18 protein-coding genes and 2 pseudogenes are annotated in these 16735 nt (G+C 33.2%); 14 read left to right on the forward strand and 6 right to left on the reverse strand.

Features of this window, described 5'->3' with window-relative positions; all coding sequences use genetic code 11:
- Window positions 1–274: 274 nt before the first annotated feature.
- From A2J09_RS24615 to A2J09_RS23905, 4 genes are all read left to right on the forward strand, one after another.
- Window positions 275–664 (forward strand): hypothetical protein, encoded by a 390-nt coding sequence (locus A2J09_RS24615; RefSeq protein WP_268988247.1) that lies wholly within the window; start codon window positions 275–277, stop codon window positions 662–664.
- 485 nt (window positions 665–1149) lie between these two features.
- The gene (locus A2J09_RS05900) at window positions 1150–1860 is read left to right on the forward strand and encodes a hypothetical protein (RefSeq protein ID WP_036161455.1); all 711 of its coding nucleotides are present in this window, start codon (window positions 1150–1152) and stop codon (window positions 1858–1860) included.
- Between the two features lie 13 nt (window positions 1861–1873).
- Window positions 1874–2158 (forward strand): hypothetical protein, encoded by a 285-nt coding sequence (locus A2J09_RS05905; protein WP_036161459.1) that lies wholly within the window; start codon window positions 1874–1876, stop codon window positions 2156–2158.
- A gap of 187 nt (window positions 2159–2345) precedes the next feature.
- Entirely contained in the window at window positions 2346–2501 is a 156-nt protein-coding gene (locus A2J09_RS23905) for a hypothetical protein (protein WP_012294197.1), read from the forward strand.
- Window positions 2502–2612: 111 nt separating this feature from the next.
- Here A2J09_RS23905 and A2J09_RS24085 read toward each other — a convergent pair.
- Window positions 2613–2744 (reverse strand): annotated as a pseudogene (locus tag A2J09_RS24085) (IS1595 family transposase); the annotation flags it as partial.
- A gap of 577 nt (window positions 2745–3321) precedes the next feature.
- Here A2J09_RS24085 and A2J09_RS23350 point away from each other — a divergent pair.
- Together A2J09_RS23350 and A2J09_RS23355 are read left to right on the forward strand one after the other, a co-directional pair.
- Window positions 3322–3444: a transposase gene (locus A2J09_RS23350; protein WP_139015328.1), complete on the forward strand. Its 123-nt coding sequence runs from the start codon at window positions 3322–3324 to the stop codon at window positions 3442–3444.
- A gap of 98 nt (window positions 3445–3542) precedes the next feature.
- Window positions 3543–4145, forward strand: coding sequence for an IS3 family transposase (locus A2J09_RS23355; protein WP_231112987.1), 603 nt, complete (start codon window positions 3543–3545; stop codon window positions 4143–4145).
- A 464-nt stretch (window positions 4146–4609) separates the two neighbouring features.
- Here the strand turns inward: A2J09_RS23355 and A2J09_RS05920 are convergent, their stop codons facing one another.
- Window positions 4610–5086 carry a GNAT family N-acetyltransferase gene (locus tag A2J09_RS05920; protein ID WP_012294201.1) on the reverse strand — a complete coding sequence of 159 codons (477 nt, stop codon included), beginning with the start codon at window positions 5084–5086 and terminating at the stop codon, window positions 4610–4612.
- Window positions 5087–5226: 140 nt separating this feature from the next.
- Here A2J09_RS05920 and A2J09_RS05925 point away from each other — a divergent pair, with 140 nt between their 5' ends.
- A complete protein-coding gene (locus A2J09_RS05925; protein ID WP_012294202.1) occupies window positions 5227–5661 on the forward strand; it encodes a MarR family winged helix-turn-helix transcriptional regulator in 435 nt (144 codons plus the stop codon).
- Between the two features lie 149 nt (window positions 5662–5810).
- Here the strand turns inward: A2J09_RS05925 and A2J09_RS05930 are convergent, their stop codons facing one another.
- Window positions 5811–6998, reverse strand: a complete 1188-nt coding sequence (locus A2J09_RS05930; RefSeq protein WP_012294203.1) for an MFS transporter — start codon at window positions 6996–6998, stop codon at window positions 5811–5813.
- A gap of 2 nt (window positions 6999–7000) precedes the next feature.
- A complete protein-coding gene (locus tag A2J09_RS05935) occupies window positions 7001–7489 on the reverse strand; it encodes a MarR family transcriptional regulator (RefSeq protein WP_012294204.1) in 489 nt (162 codons plus the stop codon).
- 350 nt (window positions 7490–7839) lie between these two features.
- Between A2J09_RS05935 and A2J09_RS05940 the strand changes: the two genes are divergently transcribed.
- Window positions 7840–8373, forward strand: coding sequence for a sigma-70 family RNA polymerase sigma factor (locus tag A2J09_RS05940; RefSeq protein WP_012294205.1), 534 nt, complete (start codon window positions 7840–7842; stop codon window positions 8371–8373).
- On the forward strand, window positions 8348–9409 hold the full coding sequence (locus tag A2J09_RS05945) for a DUF4179 domain-containing protein (protein ID WP_036161461.1): 1062 nt from the start codon (window positions 8348–8350) through the stop codon (window positions 9407–9409). Before A2J09_RS05940 ends, A2J09_RS05945 begins: the two co-directional genes overlap by 26 nt.
- 398 nt (window positions 9410–9807) lie before the next feature.
- Here A2J09_RS05945 and A2J09_RS05950 read toward each other — a convergent pair whose 3' ends face one another.
- On the reverse strand, window positions 9808–10470 hold the full coding sequence (locus A2J09_RS05950) for a Crp/Fnr family transcriptional regulator (protein ID WP_012294208.1): 663 nt from the start codon (window positions 10468–10470) through the stop codon (window positions 9808–9810).
- 88 nt (window positions 10471–10558) lie between these two features.
- Between A2J09_RS05950 and A2J09_RS05955 the strand changes: the two genes are divergently transcribed.
- The 5 genes and pseudogenes from A2J09_RS05955 to ltrA all read left to right on the forward strand — a co-directional run bounded on the left by A2J09_RS05955 (window position 10559) and on the right by ltrA (window position 15747).
- A complete protein-coding gene (locus tag A2J09_RS05955) occupies window positions 10559–11341 on the forward strand; it encodes an HAD-IIB family hydrolase (protein ID WP_012294209.1) in 783 nt (260 codons plus the stop codon).
- A 309-nt stretch (window positions 11342–11650) separates the two neighbouring features.
- Window positions 11651–11815: pseudogene (locus A2J09_RS22810) on the forward strand (Rrf2 family transcriptional regulator); the annotation flags it as partial.
- Between the two features lie 108 nt (window positions 11816–11923).
- Window positions 11924–12355: a 2-thiouracil desulfurase family protein gene (locus A2J09_RS05960; protein WP_012294211.1), complete on the forward strand. Its 432-nt coding sequence runs from the start codon at window positions 11924–11926 to the stop codon at window positions 12353–12355.
- Between the two features lie 165 nt (window positions 12356–12520).
- Window positions 12521–13048, forward strand: a complete 528-nt coding sequence (locus A2J09_RS05965; protein ID WP_036161465.1) for a GNAT family N-acetyltransferase — start codon at window positions 12521–12523, stop codon at window positions 13046–13048.
- A gap of 893 nt (window positions 13049–13941) precedes the next feature.
- Window positions 13942–15747, forward strand: a complete 1806-nt coding sequence (gene ltrA / locus A2J09_RS05970; RefSeq protein WP_012291752.1) for a group II intron reverse transcriptase/maturase — start codon at window positions 13942–13944, stop codon at window positions 15745–15747.
- A gap of 160 nt (window positions 15748–15907) precedes the next feature.
- Here the strand turns inward: ltrA and A2J09_RS05975 are convergent, their stop codons facing one another.
- Window positions 15908–16399 (reverse strand): DUF2798 domain-containing protein, encoded by a 492-nt coding sequence (locus A2J09_RS05975; protein WP_036148639.1) that lies wholly within the window; start codon window positions 16397–16399, stop codon window positions 15908–15910.
- Window positions 16400–16735 lie beyond the last annotated feature (336 nt).

Consider the following 16735-nt stretch of genomic DNA (forward strand, 5'->3'; position numbering starts at 1 on the left):
AAGCAATTGTAAAAAAATGAAAAACCTTGCGCTTTCCATATAAGAGGGCACATAGTTTTTCATTTAGGTTTAATTCAACGATGAGTGGGTCCTGAGAAATAAAATTTTTAATTACTATATATTGGATTTCTTAAGCTTCATAAGGTAAATCTAGTGTTGTAATAATTGAGTCGTGACCAGTAACAATTAGCGTAGCTAATAGAGCAAGAATTAATACTGTTTTTAATTTTTTCATTTGATATTCTCCTTTTAAGTATATTTAAAGGTAAAGTTTATCTATGCAACGAATAATGATTATAAATCCGCATTGGTTTACTATAATAAAATCAATTTAGAGCTACTTAATGAAACTTCACCAAAAATGAGCAGGGACGTTTATATATTAAGAGTTATTTATAATAAATCCAAAACTTTCTATGATATGAAGTCATATAAGGAAGCAATAGATTTACTACAAGAAGGGATTAAACGATCTGTCAAATTAGAAAATATGTCTTTTCTTGGTCACTATAATTATTATTTAGCAAAATGTTATGAACGTGTTGGAGAAAATAAGGATTTAATAAACACGCATTATAAGAATGCAGGATTCTTCTTTAAATTATTAAATAATTCTTTGTATTATCAAATTGTCTACCATGAGCAAAGGCACTTGTTCACATGATATGTATAAAAAATTGCTACCCTATGAATCAGGTAAAAGGGGAGCTTTTTTTTATTTACCCACTCTTCATAATTCATATACCTCCTAGTGAAACATTCTTATATCCTATTCTTACCCATTTCTAAGGCTAAATGGGTAAATATAAGTATCTTTATATTTTTCACTTCAGATCGAAATGATTTTTTACAATATTTGTATTATTATGAGTACATCCTTAAACGCAAAGGGGGGAAATGATGATGAAAAAGCCATTATTGGTACGCAAATCAAAAATCTATGTTTATAATGGTTGATTTTTGAAGTTGCTGTAATCTGTAACTAGATACTTAATGTTATGGGTTACTGAGGGTGTTTATTTGCGTAAGTGAAAGTAATTATTTTAATAGTCTAGTTATTTGGTTGACAGGCTAAAAACATCAATAGACTAGAATTATATGACTCTGTCGTTATTTCATTATAATTTAATTAGAAGGGTGTATGATATCATGGTTTTAAAGAAATTAGTACTTTCAGTTTCATGCGCAGTTATGACTTTCGGTTTAATAGGCACATCAACATCATTTGCCGCAGAGAAAAAGGATACTATTAGCTTAGAGGCGAGTCAAATTTCACAGTTTACACCAGAACAACAAAATATTGCAGATGAAGTGGTGACACAACTTCAAGCAATTAATGAAGTATTAATAGGGTTAGACACTGAGAAACAACAAGAAGATTTTTTAGGTGCACTATTTGACCCTAATTTTAGTACAGATCAATTAGATAGTAATATTGTATTAGCAGAAAATGCTAAAGAAGTAACGGTTTTAAATGACATGTTTGAAGAACTTGGATCTCCTGTTCATTTTTCAGCAGATGTCAAATCTGTTATAGTAGAGGAGAATGGTGATTTAGTTGCTATTAAAAAATCTGGGGAAAATGAAATTATGCCATTAGGTTTTTGGGGAGATCTTTGGGACGACATAAAGGTTATAGCTGGTAAAACTTGGGATATAGCTAAATGTGGAGCTGCCATTACAGCAGTATTTGTTCCAGGAGCGGCTGCCTATAAAGCAATTAAAGGATTAGGCGGAGTTAAAGCTACTGTTCAATTATTAGCTAAAGCATCAACTACTAGCGATTGGTTAGCAATTGGTGGAGGAGCGGCTGCTGAAATTTTAGGTATCGATGGAGTTCAAACCTATTGCTTTGAATAAGAGAGGTGTTTAAATGAAGAACCCTAGGACCTCGCAAAGTGGAATTTTTGATCCAATTAGTCATGGATTCATGTCATTATTAGTTTTTGGGATGCTATTTATTGCTTTAATGATTGCATTGAATGGACCTATTACTTTTGATACGCTTATTATGCCGGCTGCTTTTATTTACGTAGTAGTTCGAGTGATAGAATATGTGACAATAAAGAAGACTAATCATGTTCCGCGCTGGTTAGTACTGGGATCTTTTGGAGTGGCTGTTCTAACAGCTATTGGCATGACATACTGGATCATTTAAATACTTAGAATTTTTTAAAACATAAGGCACTGTTAAATTTTAATGTTGTTTTATCTGGTATAGATGAGCCCTTACAATCGATTTTTCCTTATTTTTAAAAATGCCTTTTTGTGGTATTAATATATATTTGAAACTAAATGGTTAAAGTAGTCGTATAAGGTATTATAGATTAGAGGAGGTCGGAAAAATGGATTATACTAAAATCTATAATAAAGAACTGATTGCCTTAGTAAAAGAGAAAATAAAGTCCGACGGTGAAATTAAAGCGGTGAAGTTTGTGAGAGAGCAAACCGATATGTCCTTAATACAGGCAAAAAAATTTGTGGATTTTTGTAAAGAATAGACATAAAATTAGAGTCACTAAACTGTGGCTCTAATTTTTATTAAAAGTATCTTCAATAGTCATTGAGCTACTAAATAAAAAATACGACAGTGTCCACTACGATATGTTTCTGTCATTTTTTGTGCCTTCATTGCTATGACTATCTACAAATAAAAACCGCTCTAAGTAATGATTGAGGTATTTACAAACAACTCCTTTAAAACGATTTATCCAATGTTTTAAACGTGCATGTAGTCGGTTCACAACAAAGAAAAAGAGACTTTATTAAACGAGAAAATTAGTCCAATTTTGATGCAGAAATCGATACTCATAAAGGCGATGGGTGGATGCACAGTTAATGCAGCCAAAAGTTAATACGCATTACTACATAAATTTACTTTGCGTTAATCTGCATTGTAAAGAATAAATGAAAAACCCCAAAAGCTGCATAGAACAGGCTTTTGAGGGCTTTGTAGGGTACATATTACAAAATAAAAAAATTAGTCCGTGAAACATTAAATAATTGACAAAAGCATTGATTTATCAACGTTTACACGGACATTTACATTAATTAGCCCCAGTTCCGCAGTCCAAACTTCTACTGAAAACCTCTACTGATTGTTCTTCTAACTCTTTCAAAACACATATTTATTTATCATATAATTAAGATTGTGAAGGATTACACTCAAACTAACAGTCAGTTTAGTTTAAGTACAACCTTTCATATAGTTACAAAAAGCCGAACTCCACATTTGGAAATGATATTATCCCTTTTAGGTAGACAATGTTAAAAAAACTACAGTACGCTGTAGATAACATTATACGTAAAGGGGATTTTTCGATGTCGAGAAAAAATAATACATATTCAAATGACTTGAAATTAGAAGTTGTACAGGCTTATTTGGCGGGAGAAGAAAGTATGCAAAAGATTGCGGAAAAATACGAGATTCGTAATGTTTCCTAAGTGAAGGTATGGGTGAGAAAGTTTAAAGAAGTAGGGTCGATTGACGCGTTTAACCGTCTTCCATCTGCTGGATCAGGGGCGAAAGGCGTAAAAAATCCATTAAAAGGCAAACGGATTCACTTCAAAGATATAGAAGAAGAACGCGACTATTACAAGGCGCAGGTAGACTATTTAAAAAAGCAATATCCAAATCTGTAAATGGAGGAATGCCTACTTATCCAGATCGTTATCAAATAATAGATGAAATGAAGAATCGTTATCCGATTACATGGTTGGCTGAGATGGCGAAAATCCAACGTTCTGGCTATTATAAGTGGTTAAAAAATGGCAAGGTATCGTTGCGGACACAGGATGATATCCTTTTAAAAGAACACATTTTAACCATTCATCAAGCAAATAAAATGTATGGTTATCCACGCGTAAAAATCGCTTTGCGTGATAAAGGATTGAAGGTAAACCACAAAAAAGTGTATCGATTGATGTGCGAATTAGGCATCCAATCCATTATTCGTAAGAAACGTCGCGTATGGAAAAATCGAGTATCACGTACATTTGAGAATGTGTTAGAGCGCCAATTTAAAGACCGTGCAGAGAATGAAGTGTGCGTCACAGACATTACGTATTTACCGACAAAAACAGGCTTTCTATATCTGTCTGCCATTCAAGATTTATACAACAATGAAATTGTGGCTTGCAAGTAGGCAAACGGAATGATTTACAGCTCGTGATGGACACATTAAGCGAGTTAACGACCAAAAGAAATGTGTATCGAAGCATCATCCACTCGGATCAAGGCTTTCAATACACATCTCTTAAATATCATCAAACAGTTGAACAGCTCGGCATGATAGGTAGCCATTCCCACAAAGGGAACTGCCAGGATAACGCCTGCATTGAATCTTTCTTCTCCACTTTAAAAGCGAATGTTTGTATCTTCTACAAGATCATTCAGAAGAGGAAATGATCCGAGCAGTTGAGCAGTATATCTATTTTTATAACTATAACGCTTTCAAAAATGACTCAACCATCTGACACCGATAAAATATCGACATCAGATGGCTGCTTAGTCTTTTTAAAACTGTCTACTTGACAGGGGTAAGTCCAAAATCGGCTTTTTTCTATATATTAGTTTTTAGTTATAATCGACTTAATGAACTTCTTATGACTAATTCAAATCTTTTAAATACCACGCATCCATAGCAGAGTGTTCAGAACCTGGTAGGGGTTCTTGTAAAAGTGTAAATCCAAATTTTTCATATAAAATACATGCAGTTTTTAATTCATGCATTGTTTCTAAATAGCACTTTTCATAATGTTTAGAGGCAAATGACAAAGCTGTTTCCATTAATTTCTTAGAAATCCCCAAACCTTGTACTTTTGGACTTAAGTATAGCTTTTGTAATTCGCAAACTTTATCCTGTTCGCTGAACGGGGCTATACCAATTCCACCTACAACTTTCCCATCTAATTCTACTACCCAATAGTTCGCATGTTTTAAATTATTATAATATTGGTAAAGGTCGTTAAGTTGAGAATCAAAATAAGCTGATCCAGGAACCGCTAATCCAAGTGATTCTAATGAATCTTGTATAATTTCTTTTACTTTTGCATTGTCTTCTTTTTTAATTTCTTGAATAATCATATACGATCTCCTTCACTTAGGTTTTAATGATTGCCACAGGTTTTTGAAAATAGTATCTCTAAAATGTTGACTTTGTCCACATTTTAGGGGTACATTTATATTAATATTAAAAGTAGACTAAGTCAACTAAAGGAGAAAGTATGGATAAAGAAATTATTTATGATATCAGACAATTCAATCGTTTTTATACAAAGGTACTTGGTTTATTTAATAACCAAATTCTAGATACAGATTATTCATTAACTGAAGCACGAATACTATTTGAAATAAGCGAGAGAACAGAATGTATTGCAAATAATCTCGTGCAAGAACTTAATATTGATAGAAGCTATTTGAGCAGAATTTTACGTAAATTTGAGAGGGAAGGATTAATAGAGAAAAAAAGCTCACCAATAGACAGTAGAAAAAATCTCCTGTTTTTGACGAGAAAAGGGGAAGAACTACTAGATAAAATTAACAAACAGTCAGATGAACAAGTAAATCAATTGTTTAATGGACTAACTAATAGTGAGATCAATGAAATTCGTAATTCAATGATGCTAATAAAAGAAAAATTAGATAATAATAAACTTTGAAGATTATCTTGAAATCGAGTCTACTGTTAAAGGGCGCTTTTCTTAAATAAGGAAAGCATCTTTATTCATGGAAAGGGCCAGATTGTGAAGTAAAAACTAGAACGACAACAGATATTAAAAGTGTCTATATCCGTTGTCTTTTTGTTTGTTTATGAAGCATTCCTGCTTTGAAATCTTTTATAAGGCAGAATGGAAACCAAGAGCAGTAAAACACCAAACAGCACAAATAAAGCAGAACCAGGCAGTACATGATATAATGCGGAGGACATTCCGCCAATCGCCATTCCTGAATAACGGACGAAGTTAAAAACTCCTAAAGCTGTCCCTCGGTGCTCGCTGTACTCATTGCTAATAAGCGTTGAGAAAAGGGGGGCGGAAAATCCAACCATAATTCCATAACCAAATAGGATAATACTTAACGCCACAAGTGATTGAGCGTGAAGTACACCAAATAGTACGACCTGCAATGGCATAACAATTAACAGTAAGATAAACAAAGTATTTAGGGATATTTTTTTCTGCAACCTTTTAAATAAAATACTTCCGACAATCATGCTGACTGTCAAAGGTAAATATAATAATCCAATCAACTGTAAAGATACATGATAATGATCATGGAGCAAGACTGGCAGATAGACGAGAATAGCAAAATAGATAAAAAACACTAAAAAGCTGACGGTCATAATACTTGTTCCAATATAATGTGAAAAGATTGCCTTATAGGAATGGATAAATCCTTTGGACTGTTTTTCTTCAGTTTCATCCTGTTTTTCACTTGGTAGCAGATAAACAATGAACATCAGCAATGAAACCGCCATGAACAAAAGAAAAAGGAAAATTCCCTCGTAACCAAAAAACTCTCCAATAAAACCTCCAACCACAGGTGAAACGGCAGGTGCAAGGGTAAGCAGGATTTGATACGTTCCCATGGCACTTCCTCTTGCTTCACCTTCAAATAACTGTGCAATCATACTGATTGCAACTAAAGGGATTATCCCTGCCCCGATTGCCTGAATCATTCTGAACAGCGTAAACAATATAAAACTGTTGGTGTAAGCACAAATGACTGCTGATACGCCCATCAAAACAAGACTAATGAGCAATAATCTTTTTTTATTTTGATGATCAACCACAGTCCCCAGAACAATCTGTATCACCGCAATAATAAAGATAAAGCTACTGACCGTAAAATTCACCCAGCTGATTGAAACTTCAAACGAATCCCGAATAAGGGGAATGATCGGTGTATAGATGTTCTGGTTTAAAGAAGCAAAAAACGTGCTAATACTCAAGGCATATAAGACAAACGATTTTTCTTGCGCTACACTCTTTTGCATATTTATTCTCCAACTGGAACGTCATCATCTTTTAGTTTATCAGTAATCATTTCTAAAAAAGTTACAATGGTTTCTAACTCGTCTGTATTGAAACTATCCAATAGGCGCAGGTATCGATTTCTTGCCTTCTCATGCAATTGTTCGTGGATAGAGGAAAGTTGCTTCCCGAAAGCAGTAAGGAGATAGTGAACTTCTTTTTGATTGGCCTCCTGTCTGGTCTCGACAATAACGTTCTTCTCGAGCATTTTTTTGATTGCCTTTGTAATGGCGGGCTTGGAGACGTTTAACGTTTCCGAAAGGAATGTATTATTCGCAGAACCCTGCGCCTTGATGGCTGAAACAATGTGTAATTGAGTGAGAGTCCAATCCATCATAATGGAGTTTTCCTCATTTTTTTTACTGAAGCTTTTTCTCTTTTGAACGGCTTCTCTTTCTTGGATAAGCCGTTGCAAAGCATTCAACGCTTCCATTTTTTTGTCTATATGATTCATAATGTATCACCTAACTTTTTATTTTTGTTAACTGGTTAATAATAGTAGTTTACCGGTTAACAAAGATAAGTGTCAAGTGTAAATTAACTGTTCAACAAACGGGCGCTTTTCTGAAATAGGAAAGCGTCTTTCTTTATAAATGGGCTAGATTATGGAGTTTAGTTTTACCAAAGGTATTGTATGATACTGTACTTATTTTTTATATTATTAATTTAATCGGGTTACGGCTTCAAGAATAGATGGATACCGATTTTTTTGTATATATTTAAATAAATTTGAATCGTTTTGTTGTTCCAATTTCTCTAATAAGTATAAGAGGAAAGGAGGTTTGTTAATTGGAGATAAAATCAATGTTAGTAAATCGTGCTAAAAAAGGCGATTCCGAGGCATTTCAAATCCTAATACATGAAGAAAAAGAAAAAATGTACAGAATGGCTTATATGTATATGCGAAATGAAGATGATGCGCTTGAAGTGTTTCAAGAAAGCCTATATAAAGCTTTAAATGCAATTAATACATTGAAAAATGACGGTTATTTTTCAACGTGGTTAATGAGAATTTTAATTAACACAGCTATTGCAACTTTAAAGAAGAAACAAAAGCTTGTTTCGATTAATATGGAAATCTTTGATCAGATTGAGGATACAGAGCATTCTGGAACTGAGGAACATCTTGATCTTCTTCAAGCAATGGACGATATTGAGGAAAAGTATAAAACGGTCTTGCTACTGCGTTTTTATCAAGATTATACAGTTAAGCAAATTGCAGCGTTTCTTGATTGTCCCGAGGGTACTGTGAAGACAAATATTCGTCGTGGATTAGATCTATTAAAAACAAAATTAAAGGGGGTTTATTGCGATGACAGACAAAATTCCATCGTTTAAAGAAGGAATTGATAATATTCACGTTCCACTCGATAAATTGGATACAATTATTTCAAAAACGATTCATGAGAACGTTCAAAGGGGAAAAAAGTCTTTGAGAATTAAGATTGTATATAGCTTAAGTTCAGTTGCCGTAGCATCTATTCTGTTTATTAGTTCCACAACTTTCTCTCCTGTTATGGCTAATATCGTTTCAAAAATACCAATAATTGGTGCTGTATTTAGTGATTCTGGAGATCCTGGTTTAGAGAAAGTTAATGAGCAAGGATTAACAAATTTAATAGCTGATACCAAAAATACAGGAGGAACATCAATTACACTTGATGAAGTTTTCTATGATGGGACACGTTTTACTATTGGATTTTCAATCACATCAGAGAAAGTTATTGAAGAATCCTATTTATCATCCGGGCCTGAAATCAAAATTAATGGACAAGCTTTTTCTAATGCCAGTACTTATAGTGAAACAAAAATATCACCTACACATCGAACAGGAATCATTAACATTGACTCTCTAGATGATTTGTCTGAAGCGTTTACTCTAGGTGTAAACTTTACGGGTGTTGACGGTAAGCAGTGGGATTTCTCTACTCCTGTTAGCATGAAAACAGAAGTAGAATATGTAACTATTAATCACAGTCAAACTGTAAAAGACATTAATTTAACAGTTTCTAATTTAGAAATAAGTGCAGCCGGATTACGTTTTAACTTTAATGCAGACACAGAAAAAATAAATTATTTAACTAATGGGTACCTAGATTTCAAAGTGATTGATGATAAAGGAAACGAACTTATATCACATTCGGGTGGTAGTCAAATTCAAAATGTCGATGCAAAGGAAGAATTAACAGGTAGTCTACTAATAGACCCAATCACAGATAATGCTAAAACATTGACAGTTATACCATATGTTAATTTCCACCAAGGAGGAACTAGTGTGGAAGTTGACCTTAAAGGCAATGAAACAAAAACAAATATTCAACCTTTTAATGAAACGGACATTAAATTTAAAAGCTTTACAGTAACTCTACCTTAGAAGGTAAATATTTTTCGATTATTACTAACGAGATGCGTTGATCCTAGCAAGGGTCAGCGCTTATTTCCACTTTAGTTATAGGAGAAGCCCTTGAAGTTTAAGGGTTTACTGAAGTGAATAGCTATATGTTTGGTGAGCTAATAGATATGATATCTTCAACAATCGGGCGCGTTTATTTAGGAACGCATCTTTTTCTTTTAAAGGGCCAGATAGTTGAGGAACATTTTCAATAAAATTGAATATTATTGTTGAATTAAAGAGTAATAGATTGAGAAGTTTCTCACTTTAATTAACGGTGCAGTTTAGTTGAACAAACTAATTGAAAGAAATGAATTGACCTCGGTTAAAAAAGTTTTGTTAAAATTAGAATGTTTTATAAAATTTTTCGTGATTTAAAACTATTCAAAACGTACATTTTCTGAGATTTCTTTAACCTTGTCCCAATCTAAAATTTGAATTTCTTTTTCTTCTCGTTTTATAATCTCTTTCTCTGTCCAGTCCTTAAGTATTCTATTTAGATGTCTTTTTGTAGTACCAATCAATGAGGCAACATCATCCAAAGAATTTGTTTTTATATATTGATTTACATGTGAAGGGAATTCAACCGAGCATAAATAAGCAGCTAGACGTACGCTTACTGGAGAGAGTGCATTTACTTTTGATGAAATTGTGCAAGTTAAAAGCTTATAGGCTAGCTCTTTCAACAATAGTTGATTAAATTTACTATCAAATTTTAAATTTGTTTCATACACTTCTATAGGAATAAATAATACTTCACACGGCTCTGTTGCAATACAGTTTGATGCAACTAAGCAATCTGCAAAGATTTCGATATCGCCCATAATCGCTGGTTGTTGACAGTAGCGTAGGAGTAATTCTTTTCCAGTCACTTCTAAGCTAGACACCATATATCTACCTGAAAGTAAAAAATATAGGCCATCTATCTTGTCCCCTGCTTTTAAAATAATCTCATTTGGTTGAAAAGTACGTACAGAAATGGACGATATTAGTTCTTTTGATAAAGTGTAGTCATATATAGATCGAAATAGATTTTGACTCATTTTTTCCTCCGGGACATCTGTCCTTTATTGTTTGTTTTTGTTTATTTTAATATAGGTATAGTCAATTAATAAAGAGGTAGGGATTCAAATGAACTTTGTATTCGATTTAGATGGAACACTTTGTTTTAATGGCAAGAGTATTGATAAAGAAATAATTGATGCACTTCAAGAATTAAAGTTTGCAGGGCATCAAGTGATTTTCGCTTCAGCTAGACCGATTCGTGATTTATTACCTGTTATACCTAGTAGCTTCCATAAAGGTCTATTAGTTGGAGGAAATGGTACATTTACTTATGATCATGGGCATATTCAAGTGATAAATTTCGAACAACAAATATTAGACAAACTCATTGAACTCATTCATCTACATCAATTAGAATTTTTAGCAGATGGTCAGTGGAATTACGCCTTTTCAGGTAATGTTGTACATCCTATTTATCAAAATATCGATAAAACTAATTCAACGAACATTCCTTTGGAACAATTACTGCCAGTTTGCAAATTAGTTTTATTCCAACCGAATGAGGAAGTATTAGAAGCTCTTCAAGTAATTCCTGTATCAGTTACACACTATAAAACAGAGCATGCCCTCGACATTAGTCCTCTAGGTATTAATAAAGTTAGAGGACTTCATATGTTGAATATTCAACAGTTTATTGCTTTTGGAAACGATAGTAACGATCAATGCTTGTTTGAATATGCAGTTCATAGTGTATGCGTAGGCAATAATGAAGTTAAACGTTATGCGAAAGAAAACATTGAAAGAGCAGATGTAGCAGGAAAAATTCGAGAATTAATTGGAAAGTATTATCTAGATGAAAGAGATACAGATACATCTAAACTTGTTAATAAATTAAAAAGCTTTAAATAAGGTTTAAACTTTGTAAATAAAGAAAAACTTCGCAGGGGCTTTACTTACAAGCAAAAGACTAATCACTGACTTGATATTCAGCAATCGGGCGCTTTTATTTAGGAACACGTCTTTTTCTTTTAAAGGGCCAGATTGGTCAGGAACGTTTTCAATACAATTGAAGATTAATACTAAAATATAGGGTCAAAATTGTGAAGATTTGTTCGTCTACATTTTTATTTAGAAATCAGTAATCTTGAAAGATTAATATATTTAAGGATATTGTAGATATAATAAATCTCTAATAGAGGTGTTAACATGAAGTTTTAAAAAGCGACTAATTATGCTTTACACACCATGCATTCTCTCGTTACTGCTTCTTCGATTGAGCCTATAGGTGTCCAGCAACTGGTAGAATCCCAAGGTGTTTCAACAACTTATCTGTCCAAAATTTTAACCAATCTCGTAAAAGCAGGAATGATTGAATCAATTTCCTGATATCTCGACTGTATAGAAAAGATGTAGCTGTAGAGACAGCAAAACGAATGGAGTATGAAATTAAGTTGTAATTTTCCACTAACTAATGAAAGAAGGATGATACTAATGATATTAGTGAGTTCTTGTTTAGCAGGATTACAGGTAAGATATAACGGTACGCATAGTTTAGATCTTAAGATCAGTAAACTAATAGAAGAGAATAAGCCAATACCTGTATGCCCGGAATTGCTTGATGGATTTTCAACCCTCAGAGAACCTGCTGAAATAATAGGCGGTAACGGGGATGATGTATTAGATGGGAAAGCTAAAGTAGTCGAGAAGTCAGGAGGAGACGTTACGGAATTATACTTAAAAGGAGCTTACACTACTTTAAAAAAGTCTAAAGATGTTAACGCAACAGTAGTTGTTCTTAAGGAGTATAGTCCATCCTGCGGAAATTCAATGATTTATAAGGGTGAATTTATAGGGGAGAAAATTGCTGGGAATGGAGTTACAACTGCTATATTAAAAAGAAACAGTTTACAAATAATTTCATAAGAACAATTTGCGGTAATTTCGATAAGATAATATAATATATATTCAATTGTATTCCATAATAAGGATTTGCTGTTATTAATGTAAAATTCTGATTTGTACAAGTATAAAAGATGTTGTAGCTTTCCAAATGAGTCATTCATTTTGGCATTCAAAGGAGGAGTTTTTTTGGAATTTAGCACTGAAAGATTAAATATTAGACCTTTTAAGAGTAAGGACTTACATGATGTATTTAACATTTACAGTAACGATGATACATGTAAGTATCTCTTGCATGATAAGTGGACACATGAAAATATGCAGGAAAATTTTAATGAAAAGCTAGAAAATAGTGCACTCACAAAGGAAACAATTTTAAGTTTGGCAGTAGTAGTGAACCATTCTAAAGTAATTGGTGATTTATCTGTATGGGATACAGATATGAAGGATACTGTTGAAATTGGTTATAGCTTTTCTCCCGAAGCTTCAGGAAAGGGTTATGCAACGGAAGCTGTGAGTAGTTTAGTCAAAAAGTTATTTGATGAAATTAATGTGCATCGTATACAAGCTAACCTTGATGCGAGAAATGAAGCATCACAAAAATTATGTGAACGTATAGGTATGAGAAAAGAAGCCCATTTCATTCAGGATTTTTGGAATAAAGGTGAATGGACAGATAGTATTACGTATGGAATGTTGCTTTCAGATTTAAATTAAAATTACTTATTTATTATCTTTTAGACTGTGTCGGTAGTTCTTCTAACTCGAACAATTTTAAGTGCTGTTCCTCAAAGAATACCAGCTAATATCAGTTCACCGATCTTCCGCAAACGGGCGCAATTCCTATAAAAGGAGTTGTGTCTTTTTAGTTAACCTTTAAAAGTGGTTTAGCATACTTGAAAGAAAATGTTCAGTGTGCGAAACGTTTCCCTATAAATGTATATACATGAAATGGGAGGGCTGTCACTACAGTCACAACTGATTAACCAAAATTCGGAATGAAAGCCGTCATGTTGAGCTGAAACGAATTATCTGATACTCCTACATGCATGAAATGGTAATAGACAAGACATGTATGAAGCTAGGTGAAGTCGGCTGAAAAGTACCTAAGTCGCTAAGAAAGGATATGGTTCTCGATAGGTCGGGATGCTACAAAATGTCTATGGTGAGAATGCCCTTCAGGGCTGACAAACTTGCGAATGTAAGGGTCTAGACAATTACTATGATTGAAAAACATAGTCTGGTTTATTCAGAGTTAAACACCGAAAAGTAAGATTGCTGAATATGAACTTCGGGATATTCGACAAGGAGAATATAGTTTAACAGGCTTATAGCAAGCACCTAAGGATATATATGGAAAGCTAGGTTAATCGGAACGTTGTAAGCAAGGAACATCCATTTAACGACTATTATCGGGATGGTGGACATAAGGTATATGCCGAAATTTCTTTATCCTTGTGAAAGTAGGGGTACAGTACCAATGAAGCGAGTAACGACCGCAGAGGGATAACCCCAAGTCTTGTTCTTTGAAAACTAAATCAACTAAATGAAACTCACAAGGTCGAGTAAGATGATGGGACTTTTCTTATGAAAGGGGTAACACACCATCGGTGAGTACAACACTACGACATGCAGAATATTATGATATGCAAAGTATATTTGACGACCTTTACGAAAGAAGTAAGAATAATGCAACTAAAGGTTTAAATTTATACGAACATATCATATCTAAAAATAATATTCTACTAGCTTATCGGAATATTAAGGCTAACACAGGTTCAAAAACTGCTGGTACAGATGGTATCACCATAGAGCAATATAAAATAGAAGATGTAGAAACATTTGTGGACGAAATAAGAGCAACATTAAAGAACTACAAACCTCAAACGGTCAGAAGGGTAGAGATACCAAAACCAAATGGGAAAACTAGACCACTAGGGATTCCGACCATGAGAGATAGACTTATACAACAAATGTTTAAACAAATACTAGAACCAATCTGTGAAGCTAGATTTTACAACCATTCATATGGTTTTAGACCAAATAGGTCAACTCATCATGCAATGGGGAGATGCCAATTCCTTGCTAATATTGCATTAAATCAACATGTAGTAGACATAGATATACAAGGCTTCTTTGATAATGTCAGTCACTCAAAACTGCTGAAACAAATGTACAGTATAGGAATTTGTGACAAAAGGGTATTAAGTGTAGTATCAAAAATGCTAAAAGCCCCTATAAAAGGTATAGGTATCCCAACCAAAGGAACTCCGCAAGGAGGGATTCTCTCACCTCTTCTATCCAATATTGTATTGAACGATTTGGATTGGTGGATAAGCAATCAATGGGAAAACATGAAAACTAAATTCAACTATAAAGAAAGAAAAAACAAAGTTTTAATGATAAAGAGAACAACCACCTTAAAGGAAATGTATATCGTGAGATATGCAGATGACTTTAAGATATTTACAAAGTCCCATAAAAACGCCATTAAACTTTATCACGCAGTTAAGGGCTACCTCAAGAATCACTTAAATCTTGACATATCTAACGAAAAATCGAAGATTACAAACTTGCGTAAAAGAGCATCCGAATTTCTCGGATTCTCACTCAAAGTAATCAAAAAAGGAAAGAGATATGTAGCCAATACACACGTTATGGATGATAAAGTGAAAACAATTCTGCAAAAAGCCAGAAAGTTAATTCATGAAATCAAAAAAAATCCGACAGCTAAAATGGCTATGAATTATAACGCATATGTTCTTGGAATCAAAAACTACTACAAGATAGCAACGCATGTGAACACTGACTTCTCTGAAATAGCCTATCGGCTTTCTCGAACTTTATACAATCGACTCAAATCTATTGGGAATTACGGGATACCTATTAAACCCTCAGAAACATATAAAAGGTTTAACAAAAATAATTTCAAGACATTTGAAATAGAAAATATTCACCTTTTCCCCATAGCGGATATAAAAACTGTGAACAGTACAAATTTTAGTCAAGATTTATGCAACTATACGAAAGAAGGAAGACTAAAGCTACATAAACAGCTAAAGAACGATGTAGCTATTGAAATAAACAGACTATTAAAAACAATCTCCTATAACGATAACCTTGAGTACGCTGATAATCGAATTTCAAGATACTCCATGCAATCAGGGAAATGTGCGATAACAGGAGACTTCTTAGTAGCAGAAGAAGTCCATTGTCATCACAGAATCCCTCGCTATATGGGAGGTTCAGATGAATTCAAGAATCTCGTAATAGTGCATAGTAATGTTCACAAATTAATCCATGCTACAGAAACAGAAACGATTGAACGATATAAGAGCCTTCTCCAATTGGATGGTAAACAATTGGAGAAATTAAACCAATTTCGTAAGAAATGTAATTTAGTTGCTTTAGTCTAAAAGGATAAGATGGAACGCCTAATGCGGTGAAAGCTGCACGTTGGGTGTGGAGCAGGGGAAAAGATGGAGATAACTTCAAAGTTTTACCTATTGCTATAAAAAAGTAACCAAAAAGAATAAATCTCTAAGGTTACTTGAAACGTAAATAATATGTTTCAACTTAATTTTTTAATACTAAGTTATTTTGAGAAGTTTTTATAAACTTATTAAATAAAAAACGTACAATTGGTCCCATAATAATAATTTGCAAAGGCAATGCTACAATAAAATTCCTACAAAACACAGAAAGGAATTCTTTGATAATCGAATTGGAATACAATCCATTGTGAAAATAACTTGTTATCAAACCATAAATAGACATAAAAAAAGCCATTCCAATAACCATGCATGTAGATATTGTTAGAATCTTAAATAGAACATTTGAAGTATTTGCTGTTAATTTGAAAGCTATTTTTTTAGCTATAGGTCCCACTAGGTACAAGTCAAGAATGATAGCAACAATAAAACCTATTAAAAAATCAGTAATTCCACCTAAGAAAGAAATTTGTCCAAATGTATCATTAAGGTAGAAGTTATAAAGGGTCATAAAAAGTACCATTCCAAAACACATTATTAAACCAAAATATAGACTTTCTTTTCTAGTAGTTGGCATACGTCAACACTCCTTTCGTTACTTGAGTAAGTATATAAATTTTATAAATACTTAGTAAGTGACAATTCTGTGAAGGTTTTGGTGGGAATTATAAATATATATTACTGCACAATATGAGGGCATCATGCAATAGTTTGTTCAATAATAGGGCGCTTTTCTGAAATAAGGAAAGCGTGTTTCATCATGGAAAAGGCCGGATTGTTGAATAAAGAAGAAGTTTTTTAGGGGTGTTTTGTTAAAGTTTTTATTTATTCGAATTAAAGATATAACAAATTTTTATAGTGAGCTTACTTTATATTCTTGTGATAATATTGCATTGTAATTTACTATAAAGTA

The sequence above is a fragment of the Lysinibacillus sphaericus genome (assembly GCF_001629735.1).
GTDB lineage: Bacteria > Bacillota > Bacilli > Bacillales_A > Planococcaceae > Lysinibacillus > Lysinibacillus pinottii.